Below are 23,157 nucleotides of genomic sequence, written 5' to 3' on the forward strand. Positions count from 1 at the left end.
AGGGCTGAAAAGTCTGCAAGTTCGTTACGAAACTTTGCGTTACTCATCTTAATTGAACCGCCGTATACGGAACCGTACGTACGGTGGTGTGAGAGGTCGGGAGTTAATCACTCCCTCCTACTCGATTGTATAAAGTTAAGGTTGCTGTAAGCTTGCGACAATTTTGCTGTAAGTTTGGGGTCGTATACTGTAATCAGAAAGAGGTGAGCGTATATGACGCCATTATTAAAAGTAAAAAATGTAGGTAAAACGTATGGCAAAGGCGCTAATACATTTACAGCGCTAGCAAATATAACATTTGAAGTAGCGCAAGGTGAGTTCGTCGGTGTAATGGGGCCTTCTGGGGCAGGGAAATCGACGCTTTTAAATGTTTTAGCAACCATTGATACGCCAACAACTGGCGATATTGTAATAGGTAATACAAATTTAGCGCATATGAAAGATACGCAATTAGCAGATTTTCGTCGTGATAATTTAGGGTTTATCTTCCAAGATTATAATTTGCTCGATTCATTAACAGTGCGCGAAAATATTGTACTACCACTTGCCATTGCAAAGGTACCACAGAAGGAAATTGCTATACGGGTAGAGCGTATTGCACAGTTATTTGGTATTAGTGAGCTACTTGATAAATACCCTTACCAAATTTCAGGTGGTCAAAAGCAAAGAACAGCATCATCTCGTGCATTAGTAACAGCACCAAAGCTTATTTTCGCTGATGAACCAACAGGTGCACTCGATTCAAAATCAGCGACAGATTTACTCGAAAGTTTAAGTGATTTAAATCAATCCCATGCGGCAACCATCATGATGGTTACACACGATGCGTTTGCAGCAAGCTTCTGTCAACGTATTCTCTTTATACAAGATGGGCAGCTATCCAAGGAAATTCATCGTGGGATACAAACGAGAAAGCAGTTTTTCCAGGAGATATTACAGGTGCTTGCAGGCATCGGAGGTGGAGTAAATGACGTTATTTAGCTTGGCGCGCAAAAATATTCAGCGCAATTTGTCGAATTATTTTTTATACATCGCTTCGATGGTGTTTAGTATCGTCATTTACTTTACATTTGTCACGTTAAAATACAATGATGAGCTTGCGGCTTCAACAAATATGTCGCAACAAATTAAAGGACTGATGAGTGCATCGTCGATTGTACTTTTATTTTTCATTGTGATTTTTATCGCGTATTCCAATTCATTTTTTATGAAGAAGCGGAAAAAAGAAGTGGCACTCTATTCACTATTAGGTGTACGTAAGCAAAAAATTGGATTAATGCTCTTTTTTGAGAACTTAGTAATTGGGCTTTTATCATTGATTTTAGGCATTGTACTAGGCTTTTTTATGTCAAAGGTGCTAGTAACAATTTTAGTGCGACTGATGGGCTATCAAGTCGTAGCAAATTTAACATTTACACCGGAAGCAGTGCTTCAAACAGCAGGAATTTTTGCTGTGCTATTCTTATTTACTTCCTTACAGGGCTACCGAGTTATTTATCAATTTAAACTAATCGATTTGTTTCATGCAGAGAAGCAAGGGGAGAAAATTCCCCGTGCATCCCTTTTGGCAGCAATACTGGGCACAGTGTTTATTGGCTTTAGTTATTACACAGCCTCTACAGATATTTTCACGAGTTCTATTTGGAAACTATTCACTATTCTTGGTACGCCACTTCTAGTAATAGGTATGACGATTGCAGGGACATACTTATTGTTCCATAGTGTCAGCGTGTTCGTGCTGACGGCGCTGAAAAACGCTACATCTTGGTCGTGGAGAGGGTTAAATTTAATAGGTGTTTCACAGCTATTGTATCGTATACGTGCAAATGCTAAATCGTTGTCTATCATCGCGATTCTAAGCGCTACAACGATTACGGCAGGTGGTGGCGTTTTTGGAATGTACTACAATACCGAAGCAACGGTGCGTCATATGTTACCAAACACATTTATGTGGAAAGGTGAAGCAGTAGAGTTTGACCAACAGAACGTGTTATACAATGAAACGATTGATGCCAAAAATTTACGTGTCGATAATGAATTTGCTTTTTTTGAATATACATTATTGAAGGAATCGGATTACAACCGTTTAGCGACATTACAGGATACCAATCGTGAACTGCATATAGCAGATGGTTCAGCTATTTTACTAGATGTTAATTTTGATGAACGTTTTTCACATTACTTTACGGGTGAAAACTTTAAATTGCAGAGTGGGGAATCCTTTTATATCGACAAAATGTACACAGATAGTGTGCTAAACTTTATGTCAGCTGGTACGGTGCTTGTCGTAAACGACCAAGTTTTTGCTGCGACGAATGCCGAAGCGGTAACAATGCAGCTTATTGCTATGGATGATGATTTAAAGCAGCAAAGTGTGTCTAAAGAAATTTATGAACAACTATCAACTGAGCAACAAGAGTGGTTTTCAAGTGTTCCTCAAAGCTATGAGGATAGTTTAGGTACAGTCGGCTCATTACTATTTGTAGGCAGTTTTTTAGGGCTTGTATTTTTAGCCGCTACTGGCAGTATTATTTACTTTAAAGTGTTAACAGAGGCAGAAGAAGATCAGGCGAAGTATGCAGTATTAAATAAAATCGGTGTGAATAGTAAGCAAATATTGAAGACAGTCGCAGGTCAGGTTGCTGTTATATTTAGCGCACCACTTGTGGTCGGTATCGTGCACAGTGCTTTCGCGCTGCTAGCGTTTTCACAATTATTTAATATGGATATAACGAAGCCTGTACTATTATGGATGATTGCCTATTCAATCATTTACGGCTTGTATTATCTCTTTACTGTACGGTCGTTTTATAAAATTGTGAGACAGGGGAATTAATATGAAAAAGATGTTTATTAGTATAGGAGCACTGTTTATCATGTTTGTGGCAGGTCTAAGTGTACTTATGACCGTAGACTTTAATCGTTTAAATAAAGATACTTACTATGTGCATATTACCTCAGATGGGGAATTGGAAGAATATAAGGCTGATGATGGACAAATACTTCAAACGTATTGGTATGAGCTACCAGCATTTAAAGAAAACGGAGAAGAGATGACATTGAAATTTTCTGCACAAAAAAATCTGCGGCTGGACGCCTATTTAAAGCTTTACGTGAAAAAGGAAAATGAAGTGACATCTTATGATGAAATACAATTTGATGATATGCCAGCAAAAGTGCAGGCTCAAATGAAATAATAAAGAGGAGCAGTCCATAAATAATGGGGACTGCTCCTCTTATGTTTTGATTGTTTATAATTGAATAGTTACTGTAGTTCCTTTTTGCTCTTCAGATAGGATGGTTACGGTTCCTCCGTGAGCTTCAATAATATCTCTTGCAATTGCAGTTCCTAGTCCAGTACCTTGTATTTGCTCAGTATTGGTTCCACGATAATAGCGCTCAAAAATATGGGTTAAATCTTCGGCACTTATGCCCCGACCATTATCAGCTATTGTAATGGTGTTCGTATCAACCGTTACATGTACGTTTACATCGGGAGGATTATGCAGCAATGCATTATATAAAAAATTCACTATAGCCCGTCGCATAAAATGTTCATCTATAGCATGTAGAATAACCTCTGCTGTAGCATCAAAGTCAATATTTGCTTGCTCATAGGGAGATGTATTGAGTGTGTCAATGACAATTTCGCGCATAAACTGTACCATATTCACTTCCGTTAAAGTTAGCGGAAGTTGCTGATGTCTAAGTCGCATTGTTAAATTTAAATCATCCAGTAATTCTTGCATATGCAAAGACTGCTTTTCAATAATTTGGGCATATTCCGTTCGATCACTTGGCGATAAGTTCCGATCATTTAGTAACTCTGCATAACCCCGAATGGATGCAAGTGGCGTCTTCATATCGTGCGAGACGTTACTAATCCACTCCTCACGCATCATCTCTAAACGCTTGCGTTCTTGCTCATGGGCAGCCAACTCGCTCGATACTTCACTTAAATTTTCAAAAACTGGACGATACAGACCTTTCGGCACTTTTATAGGTAAATGTTTGTGATTTTTTAAATGCTGAATGCGTTCAATCATGGCGTAAAGGGGCTTAGTGAGCGTGCGACCGAATAACCAACCAACAAGCGTTGCAACTAGTAAATCCGCGATAATGATCAGCAAGCCATACTTTCCGATAAGTTGTAATGTAGATGCGCCTGAAAGATGAACCACGTATCTTGAAACGCCACTGCCTTTAATACCGATTAAATAGTTAATGTTATCTTTACTTCCTACATAAACTGTTGTATCACCATCGAATTCTTTATATTTATAAACTTGAATTAAATCAATAGGCGCATAGTGAGAAAGTGCCTCTTGAGGTTCAAAATAGGCATCCGTCACTTGCCCATTTACATCAAGCAATTGAATCCAAGCATTTCGTTGGTGTAATTGTTGAAGCCCTTCTTTACTGACAGAAGGAAGCCCAGTGCTCACATCAATATACTGCTGGAACTCGCGTACAAAAATTTCCTCGGTATCTGCGGTAGCATCATTAAATTTGTTAAATTGCTGATAGAGAATTAGTCCAAATAATATGGCAGTATTAACAAAAATAACGATGATGACAATCGATAAGATGGAAAGTAAAAAGCGTGCTGTTAAGCGCCATTTCATCGTTGTAACTCTTTTGGCACAACTAATTTATAGCCAAGCCCTTTAACAGTTGTAATAAAAACCGGTTTAGATGGATCAACTTCAATCTTTTCACGAAGACGACGTATGTGCACCATAACTGTATTGTCTGAGCCAAAGAAATCCTCGCTCCATACACGTTCAAATAATGTTTCCTTGCTTAAAATACGGTTAGGATTATGCATAAAACAAGCCATTAAACCAACCTCCTTAGCCGTTAACTCTAATAAAGTACCGTCTTTATGTACTTCTGTTTCATCGCTATTGAGCACAAATGGTCCAACCTGAATCGCTTGCGCAACAGGCGATGGTGTTTCCTGTATTTGATAGCCGGCTCGACGTAGTTGAGCCTTTACACGATAAGCAACTTCTTTAGGGCTAAAAGGTTTTGTAATATAATCGTCACCACCAATAGCGAGCCCTAATATTTTATCGATTTCTTCATTTTTGGCTGACAAGAACAGCACTGGGATATGCGAAACTTCACGAATTCGACGACACAAATCATAGCCTTCACCGTCTGGAAGCATGACATCAAGGAGCACAATGTCGGGGGTTGTTTGTTGAAAGCTTATCCAAGCTTTTTCAATGGAGTCAGCTGTATTGATTTGTTTATATCCTTCTTTTAGGAGACTGACCTTTAGAAGATTGGCTAAATCAGCTTCATCTTCTACAATTAAAATGGTTGGTTCTGCCATCTGATGCCTACACCCTTTCTATTTTTACTTTAAATAAAGGTTTTTGTTGTTAATATTACTTCTTTATCAGCCTTATTATAAATGAAAGTGCGACAAAGACGAAGTACGATGAATGGAGCGACAAGTAACAACTATTAGCTGTAAACTAGCAACGCTGCTACTTCGACATGATGATAGCTACTAATTGTAAATTTAGTGTAGTTTTACTCGTATTTGCAGGAACTATTGAACTCGCTGTCGAAATTAATGGTATACGCAGTGATGCGTAGCTATTGATTAAACGCAATAAGCTTTAAATGAAGTCTTCTCACATAGTAGATTTGTTCTTAAATACTAATAATAATGGCTCTCTGCTCGTATAAGTGGAGAGCTCTCTTTTACCCTTGTGTAGACTACATAAAATAATTTTTTGGATTGGGAGAGTGAATAAACATGATTACTGATTTACAAATGCATGAAAAAGCTAATCAACCAGAAAATGACGAAAGTGTACAGCAGCCTAAAGCTGTGGAAACATTGTTTGTGAATGAATTCATAGACGGTATTTTAGATCCACAGCAAAAAATGCTAGGTCCTGTCAAAAATGGTGGCACAATTATTGCCAATACGACGCCAGGGTGTTGGGGGCCGATGTTAACGCCAACCATTCGTGGTGGACACGAAGTAACAAAGCCGGTCTTTGTAGAAGGTGCCGAAGTAGGCGATGCAATTGTTATTACAATAAAATCTATACAGGTAACATCACTTGCGACGGCATCTGGGCATGACGAAGCAATACTTGACCGTTTTATCGGTGATCCGTTCGTATCAGTAAAATGTCCCGGCTGTGGTAAACTTCATCCAGCTACTGTAGTGAATGGTATTGGAGCGCATGCAATACGCTGTTCAACTTGTGATACAGAAACTGCGCCATTTAAAATGACAAATGGTTATACAATGGCACTAGACCAAAAGGGGAATATCGGTTTAACCGTAGGGCGAGAGGGTGCTCGACGTATTGCATTGGATGCAAAAAATTATATGCGCACGCCTGAAAACTCTGTGCAAAACCCTGTCGTTGCTCTGGCACCAAGTGACTTAATCGGCGTCATGGCAAGAATGCGACCATTTTTAGGTCAGCTAGGGACAACACCTTCAAAGGCGATGCCAGATTCACATAATGCCGGTGATTTTGGCTCGTTTTTAATAGGAGCTCCACATGAATATGCATTTACGCAAGCAGAATTAGATACTCACCGAACAGATGGACATATGGATATTAGCCGTGTTCGTGAAGGCGCTACAATTATTTGCCCTGTAAAGGTACCAGGTGGTGGCGTGTACATTGGCGATATGCATGCCATGCAAGGAGACGGTGAAATTGCTGGACATACAACAGATGTCGCCGGAATCGTGCAGCTACAGGTAAGTGTATTGAAAAAAGTAGCACTTGAAGGCCCGATATTATTACCAAATGAAGAAGATCTTCCATACACAGCAAAGCCTTTTTCAAAAGAAGAAAAACGTAGAGCCCGCGAACTTGCGGAGGAATTTGGTGTCAAACAGGTGGAAGAAGTGTTCCCTGTATCTATAGTGGGTACAGGTACAACATTAAATGATGCGACAACTAATGCAATTAGCAGAGCCGCAAAGCTATTTGACATGAGTGAACCAGAAGTAATGAATCGTGCAACCATTACGGGTTCCATTGAAATCGGCCGCCATCCAGGTGTCGTTACGGCAACTTTTCAAGTTCCGAAGACGATGCTAAAAAAAGCACGAATATTTAAACCGATTAAAAAGCAATATGATTAAAAACAAGTAAAAATGAAAACTCTTATCACAAAAACGATATTTTAAATACTTCGGCACGAGCCTAGTAAATGTAAGCATACATTGGGCTCGTGCTTTACTATTTTAACTTTTCAGCATTGTCAAAAATATGAAGTTCTGAAATTGAAATGTTATTTTTAGCTGATATAATAGAAAAGGCTTCTACATGTATAGATGATGACAATTTATATAAAGTTGATTTCTAGGATGGTGACTATGGCCGATTTCGTACGTTTACAAGAAAAAGATGTAAAAAATCATCGTTTAAAATCATATTTAGCTAAGATGAGTGGAGGTGGACATGCTCCTTCTAGAACTAATTTCGCTGATGCGCTAACAGGTGCTGCTGGTGGTTTACTATGTATCTTTGTATTACTTTGTTTAACAAACTATACAGGGACACCGTGGTTAATGGCATCACTTGGGGGGAGCTGTGTACTGGTATTTGTCGTATGGAATGCGCCGCTGTCACAACCTCGAAATATTATAGGTGGGCATATGATTTCAGCTTTTATCGGCGTGGCGATGTATTCATTGTTAGGATCGAGCGTTATTTCGATTAGCCTTGCAGTCGGCTTGACTATTTTCTGTATGGCACTTGCTGGGGTGATACATCCACCGGCAGGAGCAAACCCGATTATCATTATTTTAGGCGGCTACGGCTGGAGCTATTTAATAATGCCAGTATTCATAGGGGCAGTGATTATTGTCATTTTTGGCTTGCTAATTAATAATTTACGACAAACGAGAAAGTACCCACAATTTTGGTAAACAAATTTTTTTGAAAAATTTTATCAAAATGTGTAACTATTTTGTTTCGTTGTCCGTCTACTGTCTAGGATGTAAAGTATAAACTGATTTTGAAAACAGTTTATACTTTAAATATTTAATAAATGGACGCTGCCATAAAATAGCGTCAGCAATGAGCCGTCTGAGACAATGCACTGGGCTACCAACTTAAGAGCAGTTGTCAGATGCGCTCATTTGCCTTAATATGAAATGTAATGAGCTTTGTAAGCTTATCGATGTTACTAAATAGAGCTAAAGTGTTTGTCTTGATGAACACTTTAGCTCTTTTGTCTGTGCTTATTCATAACTTATTAGCATATGTTGGATAGGATTTGTTATATTGAAGAAAGAATAAAAATAATTAAAAAACGAATTATACCATGATAGGGGAAGATCTTTGTTGCGTGAAATTGATGGGGGGCTCTGGTTGTATGCTGTTGGATTGTGATGAGCAATTATTCATAACATATAGACAAAGTGGCGAAAACGGAGCCGAAAAGTTACTTTCAAAATGGGCAGAGGCTGAGGTCACAGCACAAGCTGATCCTAAAATATTAGGTTCTGCTTTGTCACCACAATTATTTTTAGTGAATGAAGAAGCGGCGATGAACATTGCATTTTCGACAGCTCGAAAATATTGGGGACGTGTTTCTACGACGTTACAACTATTTTTCACTAAGCAGGGCCTTGATACAAAATATGTGAATGACCGATTGAATGACTTTTTTTACACTCAAAAAGGGAAGGAAACCTTTTTTGAACAACTTTTTGCCCAGCATACAATGGATTTGGAGCGTTTAGTCTGGCTTGTGTTTGGCAAGCGATGGCAGGTACAGTTGCCTAAAGATGACTTACAAATGATTTATTTATATAAATTTGAAAATGATTATTTTGTGCATATGATTTATAAAGAAGAGCGTTTATTTTGGCATTGGCTATTTATGAAAAAAGTTTATTCACTGCTTATCCACAAACCATTAGAACAATTCACATTTATTTATGAAATTATGGGGCATTTTGAACAATCTTCAGCAATTACTTATACACATGTGAATAACTCTGTGCATAATTACAGAAAAAATCTGGATAAGTGTATAACTTATGTGGATAAATGCAATTCTTCCTGTTTAGCGAAAAAACAGTTACGTCTTTATCAAATTGTGACCCACTATCGTTTGTCAGAGGGGCAATATCAACATATTAAAGAATTAATTACTTCATTTGAGGCTGATTGGCGTTATTCTATGTATGCATTAACAGAGAAAGAAAAGGTCTTAATTGCCTATATTTTATTGCATATAGCACATCAAGAACGAGATTATGACAATGTTCTTCATTATGGCGAATATTTATTAGAAGATGAACGGCTTAATAACTACGCAATCGAAATTTTGCTAGAATATAAGGATTTACTGCCAAATCGAAAGCCAACACCGCCGGCAATTATTAAAAATTATCATCTCAATTATTTAGAAAATCTGTATGCAGTATTATTAGATACGTATGTCACAATGGAACGTTACCAAGAGGGGCTACTGCTCTTAAAAGAACATGTACTGGCATCCAATAAAAAAATAAACGCCGTACTGGTACAGCAAGACTACAGTAAAGAGCAATTAATCGCTCTTGAGGCATCTGTACAAAAAGACATTGCCCTTCATGTTAATAACTCATTACAACATATTGGACTATCTGTGGAAGAATGGCGCCAACATTATCGTCAACCTGATAGCTCGTATTATTTAGTCGCTCAAAGCGCTTCATTGCATATGATTAATATACTCAAAATTCTTTTTGTTACGGAACAATTTGAGCTATTTGAGAAATTAATCGAAGTATATAAAAAATATTTACTTGTTGAAGACCATTTCGAACAATTACGGATATTTATTAGTGCGTATGTGTGATAGATAAAAGAGTGTCCATTGAAGTCAAACAATAACTTACTTGGACACTCTTTTTAATTTTTTAAATTGTTTGCGTGCCTGACACTGCTTACTCTAAAATCCCTTTTTCTTGAAGTGCGTTGATTTGTTCAGCACTATAGCCAAGTGATGTCAGTACTTCTTCGTTATGTTCACCAAGCTTTGCGCCAACATGCTTGTACGCTGGATTGACGCCATCAAATTTAAAAGCAGATGCAATTTGTTTTTGCGTCGTACCATCGTTTTTCGGAATCTCCACAATCATGCCACGAGCTTGTAATTGTGGATGCTCGCATGCTTCTGGAAAAGTTAACACTGGCTCGACACAACCTTCAAAATCTTCATTAAAGACTTCAAGCCATTCGTTGTAGGTTTTCGATAAAAAGGCATCATGCACAGCCTCTTTAAAGCGAATTTGTGTATAGTACGAATCATTAAACGTATTATCGATTAGTTCAGGAATATCTAGTGCTTCACAGAGCAACCTACGAAACTGTGGCTCAAGACTGCCCACGGAGAAAAATCGACCATCCTTTGTTTTATAAAAATCATAGTAGCTACCGCCATTTAAAATTTCTTGTTCGGGTTGTGGTACACGACCGCCGCCGATATAGGCAGAGCCATACATTGCGTTAAGAGAAAATACCGCATCGGTCATACTAATATCCACAAACTGACCCTCTCCAGTTTTTTCACGGTGCAGTGCAGCAGCAAGTACCCCGATGGCAGCATGCATCGTACCGCCAGCAATATCTGCTAGCTGAATCCCCATAGAAACGGGCTTTTTGTCTTTATGACGAGAGTAATCGAGCACCCCTGCTAGTGCCAAATAATTATTATCATGCCCAGGTCGGTTGCTATACGGACCCGTTTGACCATAGCCTGTAATCGCACAATAAATCAATTTTGGATTCACTTCTTTTAACGTTTCATAGCCGATACCAAGTCTTTGCATAACCCCTGGTCGAAAACCTTCAATGATAACGTCATATTCTTGTACGAGTGTCTTTACAATTTCTATAGCCTCAGGCGCTTTCAAATTTAATGTAAGAGACTTTTTAGAGCGATTCAAGTGTTGATGAATGTATGCCTCATGATCTTCATCATAGGGAGGCATAATACGCGTTAAATCAACGCGTTTGGAGGATTCTACATGAATAACCTCCGCACCTAGGTCAGCAAAAATCATTGTCGCCATTGGCCCTGGTAGTAATGCAGAAAAATCGAGAATTTTTAACCCCTTTAAAATACCCAAATCTTCCAACCCCTTTTTGTGTAGGCTACAATGCAGTCGTTTAACAAGCATTGGTAGCGCTTTTCTCATTATCCCCATAGTGTGAAAAGCAAGTTTTATACCATACTGTATTAATACAGATTTTATTTGTTTTAATCAGTATTATAACAGATAAACAATTAGATTGACTATGTTAATTTTTATTATAAATTAATTTATCAGAAAATTATATGTCAGAATAACAATAAAAGTAAAAAAATTTAGAATTTAGATGGTGGAGGACGTGCGAAGGTAGTGAAAGCTGGTAGAAATGCTGATACGGGTGAGTAAATAACTGATAGAATTTTCATAAAAATGATGTTTACATTTTTTATTTTAGGGTACTTGATTAATGTGATGAATAGTTGGGTAGGCTTAAGTATAAGTCATCCTTGTGTGACACACGCTTATTATGAAATTGATATGTAAATTCGGGACACATCTCTTGATCAAACTTGACAGGACTTAAGGTTATCCCCCTTTCCCTTATGACAAAACAAGTATGATATGATGTATGCCTATATTTTGTTAAAGCCAAGAGAGCACCGATGCTTCTTGGCTTTTTAATGTGCGCCCGGCATGCGTATGAACTAGAGGGTGCAAGTCCCGAACCTCGAAGACAGAACTAGAGGTTAGCCAAGAGCAAGGGTGTCCGTGGCGAATCTGAAGGAAACTGGAGGCAAAACACTTGCTCCGAGGAACACGAATCTCATATCGAGTAAATGAGGCGGATAGATGGTATGAAAGTGCATACGCTTACCCTGGGAGGTCTGATGGAAACGTGAAGTACCCTTTATAACCTACTTGGTTACAAGTAGCTGAACTGTCAGAACTTTTTAATTTTTTTCTAATAAATTTAGATTTATTTCAATTTCATTGTTATTGTTGTGGTTCATTACAATCTACCTTCTTACTATTAATTTTGCTTGGAAAACAAATCCGGTCTGGCCCCTCTGTAGTAATTATAAAAGAAGTAAAAAGGGAAGGTCCTATAACATCTAAATAAAAACCGGTAGTTTTTAATAACTACCGGTTTTTAAAACTTTCTTTTTTTATTTTTCTTGGAAACAAAAGGAAACCTAAAACAATAAGTAAAACTAAGCCCCCTATAGCAGCAGGGATCATTCCAAACCTGTTATTTAAATAAATAAAGGTAAATACAGGAAATACTAACAACAAAACCATTTTTAATACATACATATTTTTGGTCATGTAATCCCTCCTATTAAAGCTTAACATAATAATAAAAGGAATTTAAGTCAATTAGCAATAGCCTAAACTTTCACAAGTAGGTCCGCAAATCAGTGTATTATCTAGAACACATTTTACATACCACAAGGCTCCACAGATTACAACACAAGCTGGACCTGCTATTGCTGCACAAACGATTGTACAAGCAGCTGCTCCAAGTAAAGAACATGACATACCTTGAAGATGATTACAAATCGATTTACACGTTGAACATGCACTCATAATTTGAGTAGTCGAATCAGTAGCTGGATTTTCTAGATCGATATTTTCGATGTAATAGCCGTTTTTAAGAGGTAATGATTGAACATGCTGTTTATCGATATATCCACTAGGAAACTTATCTGCTGAAACCTTAGACCACCGAATTTCTACATTCTTTTCCTTAAAGGTGGCAATACTAATAAGGTGTATATCATTTTCATGTAATGCGTATGAAAAAGTTTCTCCACCCTGGTTAACCACGCTTTGAATCAATTCAAATTTCTCTTTACGGACATAAGTAACTGTGGCATTATCATCAAAATATATTTGTACAAAAATAGAGTCCGTTTGGTCTACTGGCTTATATCCAGTTAATGCTGAATATTTTAAGTTACTTAATTTATGCTTATCGGATATTTTTTTCAAAAATATTTTAAACTCAGCCTTTTTCTGAAGCTCTTCAACCACCGCATTTAATTCTGCTTCAGGGATCTTATTCAAATACTCATTAATTTCATTTGACATGGAAATTCCTCCTAATATTTTTTTGGAGGCAGTACCCAGATTCGAACTGGGGATCAAGGTTTTGCAGACCTTCGCCTCACCACTTGACCATACTGCCACTAGAAAGTTAGGACTTGCTAGTGCTAGCTTTTAATTAGCAACTTTTCTAGCTTTCTTTGATTAAAACCAGTAACGATGGTCTCTTCACCATTATTCTGAATAACAATCAGGGGAAGGCCAGCTCCATTTAGATCATGGAATTCCTTCTCATATTCTGAATCTTTAATGATATTCCGTTCTTCGTATCGAAGCTGATTCGATTCCATCCAATTTTTTAGATTGATACAAAAGATACAGTTAAACATGGTATATACTACGATTTTTTTCTCCACATTTTCTTCTCCCTACTTACTACTTAATAAAGAAAAACAACTCCCTATTTTTACAACCTTTATTTTAAGAAATTTTATTTTGCATCATTTCATAAAATCTCCAGAATCCAAAATTCCTCATCTAAGTCATACATTTTTATCAGATTAAACAATTTAAGTTGCAGCTCTTGCTCTAAATCTTCTCTATTTTGTGAATTTGTCTGAAGTAGTGTTTTTTTATCTTTGGTGTGAAAATCTTTAACACCTTTTCAATTGCCTCATTCTTCTTTGATTCAATTGCTAATTGATATAAAGTTTTATCCATGCAAAATGCTCCCTTCATAATTGAATTACATAGTTACATGGCATGGGGAGGCAGAGCCTAACTTTTCGTGATATCAAGAAAATCGTGAAATATATACGTTATATATACATCCAAAATATCTAGAATTCACTTTCATTTTCTTTCAATCTTCTCCGAATAGTAGCTTCCAAAACACCTAATATTCGTGCGATTTCTCAATTCCTTTTCCCAGCCTCTTTCTTACGATTAGTCAACCATATTATGAAAAATAATTTGTGTGTGTTTGTGTTTTGAAGTGTGGATGGAGATCTCTCCACACTTCAAAACACAAAACATTTTGGATACGCCAAAAAGACCTAACGATTTTTGTTTTTTTCGAAAGGTCCATATGCTATAGTTTTATATAGGTGATTACGATTTCTGAGCTGGTAGTGCGGACTCATAATCGTAAAGAATGCCACGCGTCAGTAACTGAAATGTCACTTTCAGAAACTTATTGATGCAGGCGACAATCGCAACCTTATGAGGCTTCCTCTGAGGTTGCTTTTTTAATTTATAATAATAGTCCACAAAATGATTCGGGTTTTCCTTTTGCCATAAGCATGGCACAGACCATGAAATATAAAATTTTCTCTAAATGCTTGTTTCCTCGTTTATTCATACAATCTCTATATTGCGTATTGCCCGACTGGTATCGCATAATATCAATGCCTGCGTAAGCGTTCAGTTGTTTCGCATTTTGAAAGCGGCGAATGTCACCAATTTCTCCAATTAATCGGCACGCTGTTGAATCGCCAATCCCAGGAATCGAACGATATACAACATATTCTTTTCGACCTTCTGATAATTTTGCCATTTGTTTCACGAGCTAATTCTTCTTCTCGAGTAAATCCCCAATACGCGCTGCGTAATCACGTACTTGATTGCATCGAATATCATTCACTTTAACGGCTGGATAGCTATTTTGTGCTACTTCTAATAAAATAGCTGCTTTCGCTTCAGCTCGTACCAACGAGAGATTTTTACGTGTATTGGCTTTTAAGCGATTTTTAATGATTGTTTTTGAATCGGCCAATAAAAGTGCAGGGTGCGGATAGAGCTACACAATATTTAAAAATAGAGCCGAGCTCGGTGTAATGATTCTTTCTAATTCCGGAAAACTAAGGTGTAAAATCGCATGCATCCTACTTTTTAATAAAATGATTTCTTCCTCTATCTCATCGTAATAACGCGCATCTGTTCATAATAATCATCTGGATGTATGTATTTTCACGTTCCATTTTTCTCACATCTAACGCAACAACATGTTTCATTTTAAACTTCTCCTTTTGACCAATCATAGAAGCCTTCACAGTACCTTATCGATTCCACTTTCTTATACACGATCTCATTGGACCCAACATACTAAACTGATTCATATAAGGGCATGAAGTTAGCCGGTTTTATATACGGACTCACAAAGGGTCCCAGAGGCTGGTCGGCTTTTCTTCACTTCTACTAATGTTAGTATGTTTTAAATGCAGCAACTTCGACTCATTGATGTTTAATTTAGGACGACCATTTGGGTTTCCACCTCGCCATTTCTCATCATTTTTTCATTTGACGAATTGTAATATTAAGTGCAACACCTTTAAGACAAAATAAAAGAAACCCATAACGACCTCGTATAAAATGTAGTTACCACACCAACATTTTGAGGAGGAATCGTTATGAGCTATACTCATCTTACTAATCTGAACGTGCTAAAATAGAGGGCTATCTTGAATTAGATTATTCCAAACGAGAAATTGCCAGGCAGTTAATACGTAGTCCCTCCCGGTATGGGCGGTATTATCGTTTCTGTCATAAAAACGAATATGAAGCATTCTGAGAGGTTTCAGCACTCCTTGTACGTCTGTCTCTTTCGTTTATTTTGTACCATTCGTCGTTTAAATAAGGTTTTAGTGTAGTTAATGTTACGTCCACGCTATTATCAACGTTGTGAGTGATGCCTTTATATTCTTTTAAGAAAGATAATACATCCTCTTCCTTCACTTTTTCGTTGTCTTGGCAAGCACTTAATACAAAGATAGAAATAGCTGTCAACACCAGTAAAGTTATTCTTTTCATCTTCGTCCACCCCTTTTATAAAGTTAATTACAAACAATTCTGAAAAATAAAACAAAAAAATTTAAAGAGAGGGTTGTATATTCTTTTGGAAAAGTCCCTTTTAATAATGTAACGTTACAAAAAGCTTAAATTAAAAGGAGAGAAAAGAATTATGGCAACTGGACCATGTGCATTATATGGAAAACACAGAATGAAAAATTCGGTACTTGTTGGAGTACGTGACACTAACGGTAACTACATTAGTAACGAATTCCGAACAGGACAATTGTTCACATGTGGTTGTAATGACCGCATTATCACTAGTGGTAGCCCGAATACAGGCGATTACATTCGCAGCTATGTAACAGAAGGTGGAATTCAAGCTAGTGAATGGGTATATAGTATTGCTGGAGGATATTGGAAGATTCCAAAAAAATATATTTATTACCAAGGCTCGTCAACTTTACCGGGCTACGAATTTATGTAATACAAAATAATAAATAAATTCATTACATTACGATTTACGTTTTTTTAACAACATTACCATTACGATTTTAACAACAACATCATTACTATTGCTTGCAACAACCTCTATTCTCCACAGGATAGAGGTTGTTTGTTATAGGTGCGAATGATAAGTGAACATGAAATGTAAAGGGGATTGGCACCTGAAAAATAGAGAGGAGAAAGCCTTTGTGATAAAATTGTTATGTGTTGATTATTTGAGTTTATTAATTGTTTGCTTTTTAGCAAGTGAAAATAACAAATAATCGCCGTAAAGTAACTGGAGAGTGAAATTGTTTAGGAGTTGCAAATAAAGCAAGAAAAGTTAGGTTGAAAAAATCAAAAAATTAAGCAAAAGAAGCCATTAACAGTCACATTTCAATTAAAAAATAGTGTTCATTTTTCAATGAAAGAAGTGTACAGCGAATGTATGGCATGCGTATGGCAAATGTACAGCAAACAACTTTTTTATGGGGACACCGAAATACTAGGTTCTGCCTAGTCTATCACCCCCAGTGATAGCAGATTTCCCTTATGCTCTTTCATTCAATAGCCTACAGCTGTAGCTATTTTCAGTTTCGTCTTTTTTAGAGGTGAAACATTTTGTGTTTGTTTTTTGAAATCTTGTAGCATATCTAAGTTTGGTTGTTTTAGAGTGTACTCGATTAGCATGTCCTTCCAGACAGTTGATTTTAAACCAAGTTCATTTCGCAAAATCACCTGTAAGTCATCAAGCTTTTGTTTTTTGCTTTAGGGTCTTTTCAGCCACAGCGAGTAATGTCTGTAAAAAGAAACGCCCCATTGTCGTATCTTCAAGTAATCCAACATTAAGCACATGTACTTTTACGCCTTTTACGAATAACTGTTCAATGATCTCGATACCTTCTTTAGTGTTACGAGCCAATCGATAGAACAAACCAGTAAAAATACTGCTACATCAACGATTTATGATACCTGTATAAAAAGCTGTATAAACTATGTTCATAAGAAAAGCCACGAAACGTTGATATCACAACATTGAACTGCACCCCAATAGTTAGGCACAATCTAACTATTGGGTGATGCAGTTTTTTTATGACGAAATATACTACTGAGAAAAAATTACAAGCTGTTAGGGCGCACATTAAAAAATCACGAACATTCATAAGCAATAAGTGAATAAGTGCAATGTGTATTACTATTCTAAGATATAAAATATGCCCTAAAAAAAGAAAGGATTCCATAAGGTTTAAATAGGATTCTTCTTAATCACCCATATAACGTATAGCTATCTCTGCTTTTTGGCTACTTTAATTATAATTCCGTATAAATCTACCTAGCTTAGCTCCAAGTATAAACCTTTCTAAAGCGTCGTTTGGGTACCATTCTTTCCTTAACGTTGTATATCCGCATAAATCTGACGAGATCCCTTATACATCCCCATACATTATTAGTTAACATAACAACTGAAAAAGGCATAACAACAAGTAGCAAACCCTTGTCGTTACTGCCTTTTCGATTTAATAACCATTTATTCTGTATATTATGGGCTTCCTACCAACATAAAATCGCTTTATTTCAAAGTTTTTTTAAAAATTTTATGTACTTAATTAATGCGTATACACCTACAGCAAACATTAGCAAAGATACAGATAGTATCCCTAATACAATTAAAACACCAACTATAATGTCCATTTTATCACTCCTATAATCGGTGAATTATACCACGAAAGGAATTTCATTTATGAAAAAGAGGTTTTTACAATCTTTAATTACAGCTATGATTATCACCATTTTCTCTATGACTCCTATTCCAATCTAGCGCATCTGCATCTGCTGCACCAGGGAGATTTAAAACCTCTGTTCTTGATGTCGCAAATGGAGAAATTAACAAATATACAGAGTTTGAAGTCTGGTATGTAGAAGAAAAGGTAGGTCGCTCCATTATCGGCTTCGCCGAGAGGTTTCCCCAAGAAAAGGGGGCGGGCTAAAGCCCTTCAAGCCCCCTAAAACATAAGTTATTGTTTCTTCGCTCATCTTTTCTCAAATATCAAACCATACAAATAACCCCCCTCTACCTTGTGCAGAAGGTAAAAGGGGGTTACGTACCCTAGTATAACATTCAATTACCACTATAACCCAATACTTTATACACCCCCATACATGATAAGTTAACATAACAACCAAAGTAGGCAGTAACGACAACGGACAAACCCTTGATTTATGAGTGGGATTTTTCTTTTTTACTTATCATCCAATACAGCACAGGACAAATTATAATCCAAAAAATTAACACAAATAGACTTATCATAGATAAAACATCATCAAAAAAACTTACATTGTTCTTGTAATTAGTTAGTATTCTGATAAATAAAACCAATAATGTTCCTAATAATACAAAAATTAAGTATTTTTTCATTGCAATCACCTCTCCTCTTTGTTAACTTTAAAATAAATAATTCCAAAAATAAACATAAAAGGGTGTATTAAGGTAAATAACTAACGAAAACCGATTTTTATCCAGATCATTTGTTGCTAAAGTTTTATCTTTTGTAATGATAACATCATTATTCAATTTCGTTTATTTTTCTGATGGTGTTTTTGCTAAAGAAACAAGTGATGTTGATGCTAATGAAGAAATAGAAGAGAATGTTGTTATGGAAATATATCTCAATTAATAATCATTACCAGCCGGTTTCAATTTCTCCACTGTAACAACAAATGATATTATGACTTTAGACGGTGGGGCAGCTGTAATAGAAGTAGACAAGCCTATAGCTTATAAAGTTTTTTTAAACTATGCTACATTAGTAAAAATGGAAAAAGCACAACGTGATAATATGAGTGTCCTTGATATCATTTCTGATGCTCTTTCTTATACCTACAGGTGCAGGTATAGCTATATCAATCGCTAAAGCTTTTGATAATGGACCTACAAAGCTTCAACAAGCTGTGAACAATGGAGACAATGCTTATGTAGTAAGTGTTTATGCAAATGGTGTACCGAACAGTCTATCGAAAATAACTTATATTTACTACACTAAACAAACACTAAGATTTGTTTATAAAAAATAAAAACAACGAAATTCTTACTATCGTCACAAGGTCATCTATAAAATAGATGGCCTTTCTTATATTTATCCAAGTATGATTAACTGATATTTATCCAAGTATGATTAACTGAAAAAGATTATATACAAAACTAAAGTTTGAACGTTAAAAGAATAAGAAGAGCATAAGGAAAAAGTGCCCCCAACATGATCCTGCCTCCTTCTTACATAACAACTGGAAAAGAATGGAAGATATATAATTATATATATTATTTTTTTAAAAGATTACACTAGCGTCGCATTAAAATAATTTAATGTATTTTAAAAAACTGAATTTTCCGTAATATTATCCATGCATAAAAAAAGCCTTTATAATGGTTGGGTGATAGTAAACCATCCAAATCCAAAATAAAGGACATAAGCATGGATAAGTTTACACGAAAAACATCATTTGAACAATGGTTTTCACCTATTTTTTCTACACAAATAGAGAAATTAGTTGAAATTCATCAATTAAATTACTATACAAAGAAGCTTCACATCGCTTCATTCTTGAGGTTATTACTGTTTGCGCAGCTAAATGAAACCGAAAGTCTACGTGCCATTAGTGACACGCTGTTATCAGACGATTTACATATTTAAAATCCAGCAGCTTTTCGCAGTTAGGTCGGCGATTAAACCAAGTCCCGACTGAGTTTTTCCAACAAATTTTTCTAGACTTAGTCGGGCAAATTCATGAGAAAATGCATTTTGAGCAGCGCCGAAAAATCACAACACCACTGAAAATCATTGATTCCAGCACACTGCCATTGAACTTAAACAATCATAGATGGGCTGAATTCCGTAAAACAAAATCAGGTGTGAAGTTACATTTGCGCCTTGTTTACCTAGAAAAAGGTTGTTCGTACCTGATAAAGCGGTGCTGACGAATGCGAAAGAACATGATCGTGGTCAGCTTGAAATTCTCGTTGATGACAGGGAGTGCATGTACGTGTTTGACCGAGGATACTTAGATTATGAACGTTTTGACCGCATGACAGATGACGGATTTTTCTTTGTCTCACGCTTACAGAAAAACGCCGTAACACGTGTGGTTGAATCATTTGAAGTACCTGAACAGTCATCGGTGTTATCGGATGAAATGATTCTGATTGGCAACACGCAAAATCGTGCTGAGAATGGATTTCGCCGTATCGAAGTACTGGATCCAAATGGTAAAGAGCTACGTCTGATTACGAATCGGGTTGATTTAAGTGCAGATGAAGTCGCTGAACTGTATAAGTCACGCTGGGCAATCGAACTGTTTTTTAAGTGGATGAAACAGCATCTGAACATTAAAAAGTTTTACGGGCAAAGCGAGCAAGCTGTGCATAATCAGGTATACATTGCCATGATTGTTTACTGCTTAAACGTTCTAGCACAGATTCGCACAAACAGTTCACTGACGTACTTACAAATTAGTAGGTACTTAAAAGCAGTACTATGGAAACCGGCACGTATTTGGCTTCGGAAAATCGAAGGAAATACAGTACCATAAGGATTTTGAACTGTCAGTTGCCCCAGTCAACGGTTATAGTAAAAAAATGGATGTTTACTATTTCTATTTAAGTGTCTTTCATTTTCTTCAAAAACGGAAGAAGATGAAAACAGAAAATTCAATCAAAATTTATGCGACGTCAGTGAAACTTTATATATTCCAAAAAGGTTACCTAAAATAAAAAACCATTATTTCTTTTACCGAAGAAACAATGGTTTTTGCCCTTGACATACCTTTGGGGAAAGATAGTGAACGATTTACTGTTCATAATCATTATGCATCTGAATTTTGATAAAATCTAATAAAACAAATCAATCGCCTGTTTAATGACTTTTATGTTATCGCTATCTAACGACTGCATCACATCGGATAATTTAATGTCATCCATATTGCTGTTGAATAACTGCAAACCAAACCTTATCATCACTCGCTCACTATGCGAAAGCACTTCCATGTCCTTGAACAACCCATCCATATCCACTTTCTTATCTTCACCGATGTTTTTGATAAGACAATCAGCTTTATAAGTCGCTCCTACTACATACGCTAAACAGCCATAATACAAGTCACTTGAAATACTCAGTTGGTTGAATACATTTAATATCTTCAACGATTGTTCTTTATGCAGATCGCTTTTAAAATACAATTCTCCTGCTGGGGGTTCCTCATTGTCCAATGCTTTAACAATCGTTTGGCGTAAAAAAAGCGAACGATTCCCTTTTGCTTTCTCATCTAATGCTGTCCAATCATCTTCCGTCAGTGTGAGAGAGACCTTTTTAGTAATACCAATAGATGGCAATGTCTTTTTCGCTAAAACATTTTTAAGAATTTATTTGACTGATGATAAATGGGATAAATTTATTAGCAATGGGGGCTTCTAAGAACCTAAGCGATTTAATAATTTCAGTATTTAATTTCGATTACTTTTATTTTTTAGTGTTTTTTAGACAAAATATTTAATCAATTTAGAAACGGGTAAAAGATAGGTAAATTTATGTTAAAAAAAGAGAATTTGAAAAATATTAGTAATAGGTTGTGAAAAATTGTATTAACGCCCCTTATATATATAGGTTTTGTTTTAGGTTATATATGTTGCTAGGGAATAATTTTTTTATCAAAAAAAGAACATATGTTCCAAAGTTATTAGATAAAAAGTAATGCGAGGTGGTTTTGTGATTAATGAAAAAATCGTAAAAAGTGAAATTTTTCAAAAAAAGTTACGAGAAGATGGAGAATTTGAAGAGCTATACTTAGATTATTTGTTAAACCCAACACACATAAAGAAAGAACGGCTAAATGAGATATACAAGCAGTTTGAAAAACAGATAATCGCGTTGCAATATTTAAGAAAAATGATATTTTTCGAGGCTAAAAGATTTGATAAAAAGGTGCGTAGAGCTTCAAATCATTTCTCGTTGGATGTTGAATACGATGAAAACCTCACGTTTATAGATGTAATTAAAGATGATAATGCGGAAACCAGCTTTAATAATGTTTTTGAACGAGAATTAAAAGAAATATTCTCTGATGAAGAGCTTGCTAGAGAAATTTTGTCCATGACTGAAAAGCAAAAAGAAGTTTTGCATGGGCTGTATGTAGCTGCGCTGACGGAAGCAGTTTTGGCGCAACAATTAGGGGTGACGCAACAAGCGATATCCAAAACCCACAAAAGGATTATAAGTAGACTAAAAAAGGTGGTGGATGAAAAATGGTAGAAACAGAGGTCTTTCAACTAATTGGAAATTTCGGCTTTCCAATAGCAATCACTATTTACTTATTAGTGCGATTTGAGGGGAAAATAGAGGGTTTAAGAAACGCTATTGACAATTTAACGGACCATCTAGCAGGATTAAAAAAATAGTTAAGGTGAAGGTGATTTTTCTTGGCAAATGTAGTAGAAAAAGGTCTATTAAGTGATGGTGAAATCGAAGAAATTATTAAAAAAATTAAACCAATGATTGAGTATGGATTGCTACAAACAACACCGGAAAATCGAGATGATTTAAGACAACATTTGTATGAGTTGTCTATAAAAACGTTGAAAAACGTAAGATTAATGGAACCTCAAGGTTTATTTAACTGACGAATTGTAATATTAAGTGCAACACCTTTAAGACAAAATAAAAGAAACCCATAACGACCTCGTATAAAATGTAGTTACCACACCAACATTTTGAGGAGGAATCGTTATGAGCTATACTCATCTTACTAATCTGAACGTGCTAAAA

The 23,157-nt window shown here is 36.2% G+C and carries 21 protein-coding genes, 1 tRNA gene and 3 pseudogenes; 12 read left to right on the forward strand and 13 right to left on the reverse strand.

Annotated elements, in window-relative coordinates; all coding sequences use genetic code 11:
* Window positions 1–213 precede the first annotated feature (213 nt).
* From C9J37_RS25110 to C9J37_RS25120, 3 genes are read left to right on the forward strand one after another with little or no spacing between them, the layout of a single operon-like run.
* A complete protein-coding gene (locus tag C9J37_RS25110; RefSeq protein ID WP_107897599.1) occupies window positions 214–981 on the forward strand; it encodes an ABC transporter ATP-binding protein in 768 nt (255 codons plus the stop codon).
* Complete coding sequence (locus C9J37_RS25115) at window positions 968–2,836, forward strand: FtsX-like permease family protein (RefSeq protein ID WP_107897600.1); 1,869 nt, start codon at window positions 968–970, stop codon at window positions 2,834–2,836. Before C9J37_RS25110 ends, C9J37_RS25115 begins: the two co-directional genes overlap by 14 nt.
* Window position 2,837: 1 nt before the next feature.
* Window positions 2,838–3,197: a YxeA family protein gene (locus tag C9J37_RS25120; RefSeq protein WP_107897601.1), complete on the forward strand. Its 360-nt coding sequence runs from the start codon at window positions 2,838–2,840 to the stop codon at window positions 3,195–3,197.
* A 54-nt stretch (window positions 3,198–3,251) separates the two neighbouring features.
* Here the strand turns inward: C9J37_RS25120 and C9J37_RS25125 are convergent, their stop codons facing one another.
* Together C9J37_RS25125 and C9J37_RS25130 are read right to left on the reverse strand one after the other, a co-directional pair.
* A complete protein-coding gene (locus tag C9J37_RS25125; RefSeq protein ID WP_107897602.1) occupies window positions 3,252–4,625 on the reverse strand; it encodes a sensor histidine kinase in 1,374 nt (457 codons plus the stop codon).
* Window positions 4,622–5,341, reverse strand: coding sequence for a response regulator transcription factor (locus tag C9J37_RS25130; protein ID WP_107897603.1), 720 nt, complete (start codon window positions 5,339–5,341; stop codon window positions 4,622–4,624). The genes C9J37_RS25125 and C9J37_RS25130 overlap by 4 nt, the downstream gene beginning before the upstream one ends.
* A 450-nt stretch (window positions 5,342–5,791) precedes the next feature.
* Between C9J37_RS25130 and C9J37_RS25135 the strand changes: the two genes are divergently transcribed.
* The 3 genes from C9J37_RS25135 to C9J37_RS25145 all read left to right on the forward strand — a co-directional run bounded on the left by C9J37_RS25135 (window position 5,792) and on the right by C9J37_RS25145 (window position 9,849).
* The gene (locus tag C9J37_RS25135; RefSeq protein ID WP_407656272.1) at window positions 5,792–7,135 is read left to right on the forward strand and encodes an acetamidase/formamidase family protein; all 1,344 of its coding nucleotides are present in this window, start codon (window positions 5,792–5,794) and stop codon (window positions 7,133–7,135) included.
* A 234-nt stretch (window positions 7,136–7,369) separates the two neighbouring features.
* Entirely contained in the window at window positions 7,370–7,924 is a 555-nt protein-coding gene (locus tag C9J37_RS25140) for an HPP family protein (RefSeq protein WP_107897605.1), read from the forward strand.
* A gap of 431 nt (window positions 7,925–8,355) precedes the next feature.
* On the forward strand, window positions 8,356–9,849 hold the full coding sequence (locus C9J37_RS25145; RefSeq protein ID WP_235617241.1) for a hypothetical protein: 1,494 nt from the start codon (window positions 8,356–8,358) through the stop codon (window positions 9,847–9,849).
* Between the two features lie 88 nt (window positions 9,850–9,937).
* Here C9J37_RS25145 and C9J37_RS25150 read toward each other — a convergent pair whose 3' ends face one another.
* The 9 genes from C9J37_RS25150 to C9J37_RS25185 form a co-directional block, all read right to left on the reverse strand.
* A complete protein-coding gene (locus tag C9J37_RS25150) occupies window positions 9,938–11,122 on the reverse strand; it encodes a CaiB/BaiF CoA transferase family protein (protein WP_107897607.1) in 1,185 nt (394 codons plus the stop codon).
* Window positions 11,123–12,166: 1,044 nt separating this feature from the next.
* Entirely contained in the window at window positions 12,167–12,352 is a 186-nt protein-coding gene (locus C9J37_RS25155) for a hypothetical protein (protein WP_107897608.1), read from the reverse strand.
* 51 nt (window positions 12,353–12,403) lie between these two features.
* Window positions 12,404–13,117, reverse strand: coding sequence for a hypothetical protein (locus C9J37_RS25160; protein ID WP_107897609.1), 714 nt, complete (start codon window positions 13,115–13,117; stop codon window positions 12,404–12,406).
* Window positions 13,118–13,140: 23 nt separating this feature from the next.
* Window positions 13,141–13,214 (reverse strand) — tRNA-Cys (locus C9J37_RS25165).
* Between the two features lie 25 nt (window positions 13,215–13,239).
* Window positions 13,240–13,488: a glutaredoxin family protein gene (locus tag C9J37_RS25170; protein ID WP_107897610.1), complete on the reverse strand. Its 249-nt coding sequence runs from the start codon at window positions 13,486–13,488 to the stop codon at window positions 13,240–13,242.
* Between the two features lie 172 nt (window positions 13,489–13,660).
* Complete coding sequence (locus C9J37_RS29475; protein ID WP_268808051.1) at window positions 13,661–13,792, reverse strand: hypothetical protein; 132 nt, start codon at window positions 13,790–13,792, stop codon at window positions 13,661–13,663.
* A 532-nt stretch (window positions 13,793–14,324) separates the two neighbouring features.
* The gene (locus C9J37_RS29185; RefSeq protein WP_235617242.1) at window positions 14,325–14,627 is read right to left on the reverse strand and encodes a transposase; all 303 of its coding nucleotides are present in this window, start codon (window positions 14,625–14,627) and stop codon (window positions 14,325–14,327) included.
* Between the two features lie 12 nt (window positions 14,628–14,639).
* The gene (locus C9J37_RS29190) at window positions 14,640–14,846 is read right to left on the reverse strand and encodes a hypothetical protein (protein ID WP_235617240.1); all 207 of its coding nucleotides are present in this window, start codon (window positions 14,844–14,846) and stop codon (window positions 14,640–14,642) included.
* 767 nt (window positions 14,847–15,613) lie between these two features.
* The gene (locus tag C9J37_RS25185; RefSeq protein ID WP_107897611.1) at window positions 15,614–15,880 is read right to left on the reverse strand and encodes a hypothetical protein; all 267 of its coding nucleotides are present in this window, start codon (window positions 15,878–15,880) and stop codon (window positions 15,614–15,616) included.
* Between the two features lie 151 nt (window positions 15,881–16,031).
* Between C9J37_RS25185 and C9J37_RS25190 the strand changes: the two genes are divergently transcribed.
* Entirely contained in the window at window positions 16,032–16,346 is a 315-nt protein-coding gene (locus C9J37_RS25190; RefSeq protein WP_107897612.1) for a hypothetical protein, read from the forward strand.
* 777 nt (window positions 16,347–17,123) lie between these two features.
* On the opposite strand, the pseudogene C9J37_RS25195 reads toward C9J37_RS25190, so the two are convergent.
* Window positions 17,124–17,270, reverse strand: a pseudogene (locus C9J37_RS25195) (recombinase family protein); the annotation flags it as partial.
* Between the two features lie 925 nt (window positions 17,271–18,195).
* Between C9J37_RS25195 and C9J37_RS29805 the strand changes: the two are divergent.
* Window positions 18,196–18,333 (forward strand): annotated as a pseudogene (locus C9J37_RS29805) (hypothetical protein); the annotation flags it as partial.
* 1,482 nt (window positions 18,334–19,815) lie between these two features.
* A pseudogene (locus C9J37_RS25215) lies at window positions 19,816–20,929 on the forward strand (IS4 family transposase).
* Between the two features lie 298 nt (window positions 20,930–21,227).
* Here C9J37_RS25215 and C9J37_RS25220 read toward each other — a convergent pair.
* The gene (locus C9J37_RS25220; RefSeq protein WP_107897615.1) at window positions 21,228–21,728 is read right to left on the reverse strand and encodes a hypothetical protein; all 501 of its coding nucleotides are present in this window, start codon (window positions 21,726–21,728) and stop codon (window positions 21,228–21,230) included.
* 373 nt (window positions 21,729–22,101) lie between these two features.
* On the opposite strand from C9J37_RS25220, the gene C9J37_RS25225 reads away from it, so the two are divergent.
* Genes C9J37_RS25225 through C9J37_RS25235 form a run of 3 tightly spaced genes read left to right on the forward strand, consistent with a single transcriptional unit; the run spans window position 22,102 to window position 23,012 of the window.
* Window positions 22,102–22,644 (forward strand): sigma factor-like helix-turn-helix DNA-binding protein, encoded by a 543-nt coding sequence (locus C9J37_RS25225; protein WP_107897616.1) that lies wholly within the window; start codon window positions 22,102–22,104, stop codon window positions 22,642–22,644.
* Window positions 22,638–22,790, forward strand: a complete 153-nt coding sequence (locus C9J37_RS25230; RefSeq protein ID WP_107897617.1) for a YvrJ family protein — start codon at window positions 22,638–22,640, stop codon at window positions 22,788–22,790. Before C9J37_RS25225 ends, C9J37_RS25230 begins: the two co-directional genes overlap by 7 nt.
* A 21-nt stretch (window positions 22,791–22,811) precedes the next feature.
* Entirely contained in the window at window positions 22,812–23,012 is a 201-nt protein-coding gene (locus C9J37_RS25235) for a hypothetical protein (protein ID WP_107897618.1), read from the forward strand.
* The last annotated feature ends 145 nt before the right edge of the window (window positions 23,013–23,157 follow it).

Source organism: Lysinibacillus mangiferihumi (assembly GCF_003049665.1).
GTDB lineage: Bacteria > Bacillota > Bacilli > Bacillales_A > Planococcaceae > Lysinibacillus > Lysinibacillus mangiferihumi.

Excerpts from the sequence above, each read along its gene's own strand:
- C9J37_RS25110 (WP_107897599.1), top strand. The coding sequence starts at position 214 with ATGACGCCATTATTAAAAGTAAAAAATGTAGGTAAAACGTATGGCAAA.
- C9J37_RS25115 (WP_107897600.1), top strand. The coding sequence starts at position 968 with ATGACGTTATTTAGCTTGGCGCGCAAAAATATTCAGCGCAATTTGTCG.
- C9J37_RS25120 (WP_107897601.1), top strand. The coding sequence starts at position 2,838 with ATGAAAAAGATGTTTATTAGTATAGGAGCACTGTTTATCATGTTTGTG.
- C9J37_RS25125 (WP_107897602.1), bottom strand. The coding sequence starts at position 4,625 with ATGAAATGGCGCTTAACAGCACGCTTTTTACTTTCCATCTTATCGATT.
- C9J37_RS25130 (WP_107897603.1), bottom strand. The coding sequence starts at position 5,341 with ATGGCAGAACCAACCATTTTAATTGTAGAAGATGAAGCTGATTTAGCC.
- C9J37_RS25135 (WP_407656272.1), top strand. The coding sequence starts at position 5,792 with ATGCATGAAAAAGCTAATCAACCAGAAAATGACGAAAGTGTACAGCAG.
- C9J37_RS25140 (WP_107897605.1), top strand. The coding sequence starts at position 7,370 with ATGGCCGATTTCGTACGTTTACAAGAAAAAGATGTAAAAAATCATCGT.
- C9J37_RS25145 (WP_235617241.1), top strand. The coding sequence starts at position 8,356 with ATGGGGGGCTCTGGTTGTATGCTGTTGGATTGTGATGAGCAATTATTC.
- C9J37_RS25155 (WP_107897608.1), bottom strand. The coding sequence starts at position 12,352 with ATGACCAAAAATATGTATGTATTAAAAATGGTTTTGTTGTTAGTATTT.
- C9J37_RS25160 (WP_107897609.1), bottom strand. The coding sequence starts at position 13,117 with ATGTCAAATGAAATTAATGAGTATTTGAATAAGATCCCTGAAGCAGAA.
- C9J37_RS29475 (WP_268808051.1), bottom strand. The coding sequence starts at position 13,792 with ATGGATAAAACTTTATATCAATTAGCAATTGAATCAAAGAAGAATGAG.
- C9J37_RS29185 (WP_235617242.1), bottom strand. The coding sequence starts at position 14,627 with ATGGCAAAATTATCAGAAGGTCGAAAAGAATATGTTGTATATCGTTCG.
- C9J37_RS25185 (WP_107897611.1), bottom strand. The coding sequence starts at position 15,880 with ATGAAAAGAATAACTTTACTGGTGTTGACAGCTATTTCTATCTTTGTA.
- C9J37_RS25190 (WP_107897612.1), top strand. The coding sequence starts at position 16,032 with ATGGCAACTGGACCATGTGCATTATATGGAAAACACAGAATGAAAAAT.
- C9J37_RS25230 (WP_107897617.1), top strand. The coding sequence starts at position 22,638 with ATGGTAGAAACAGAGGTCTTTCAACTAATTGGAAATTTCGGCTTTCCA.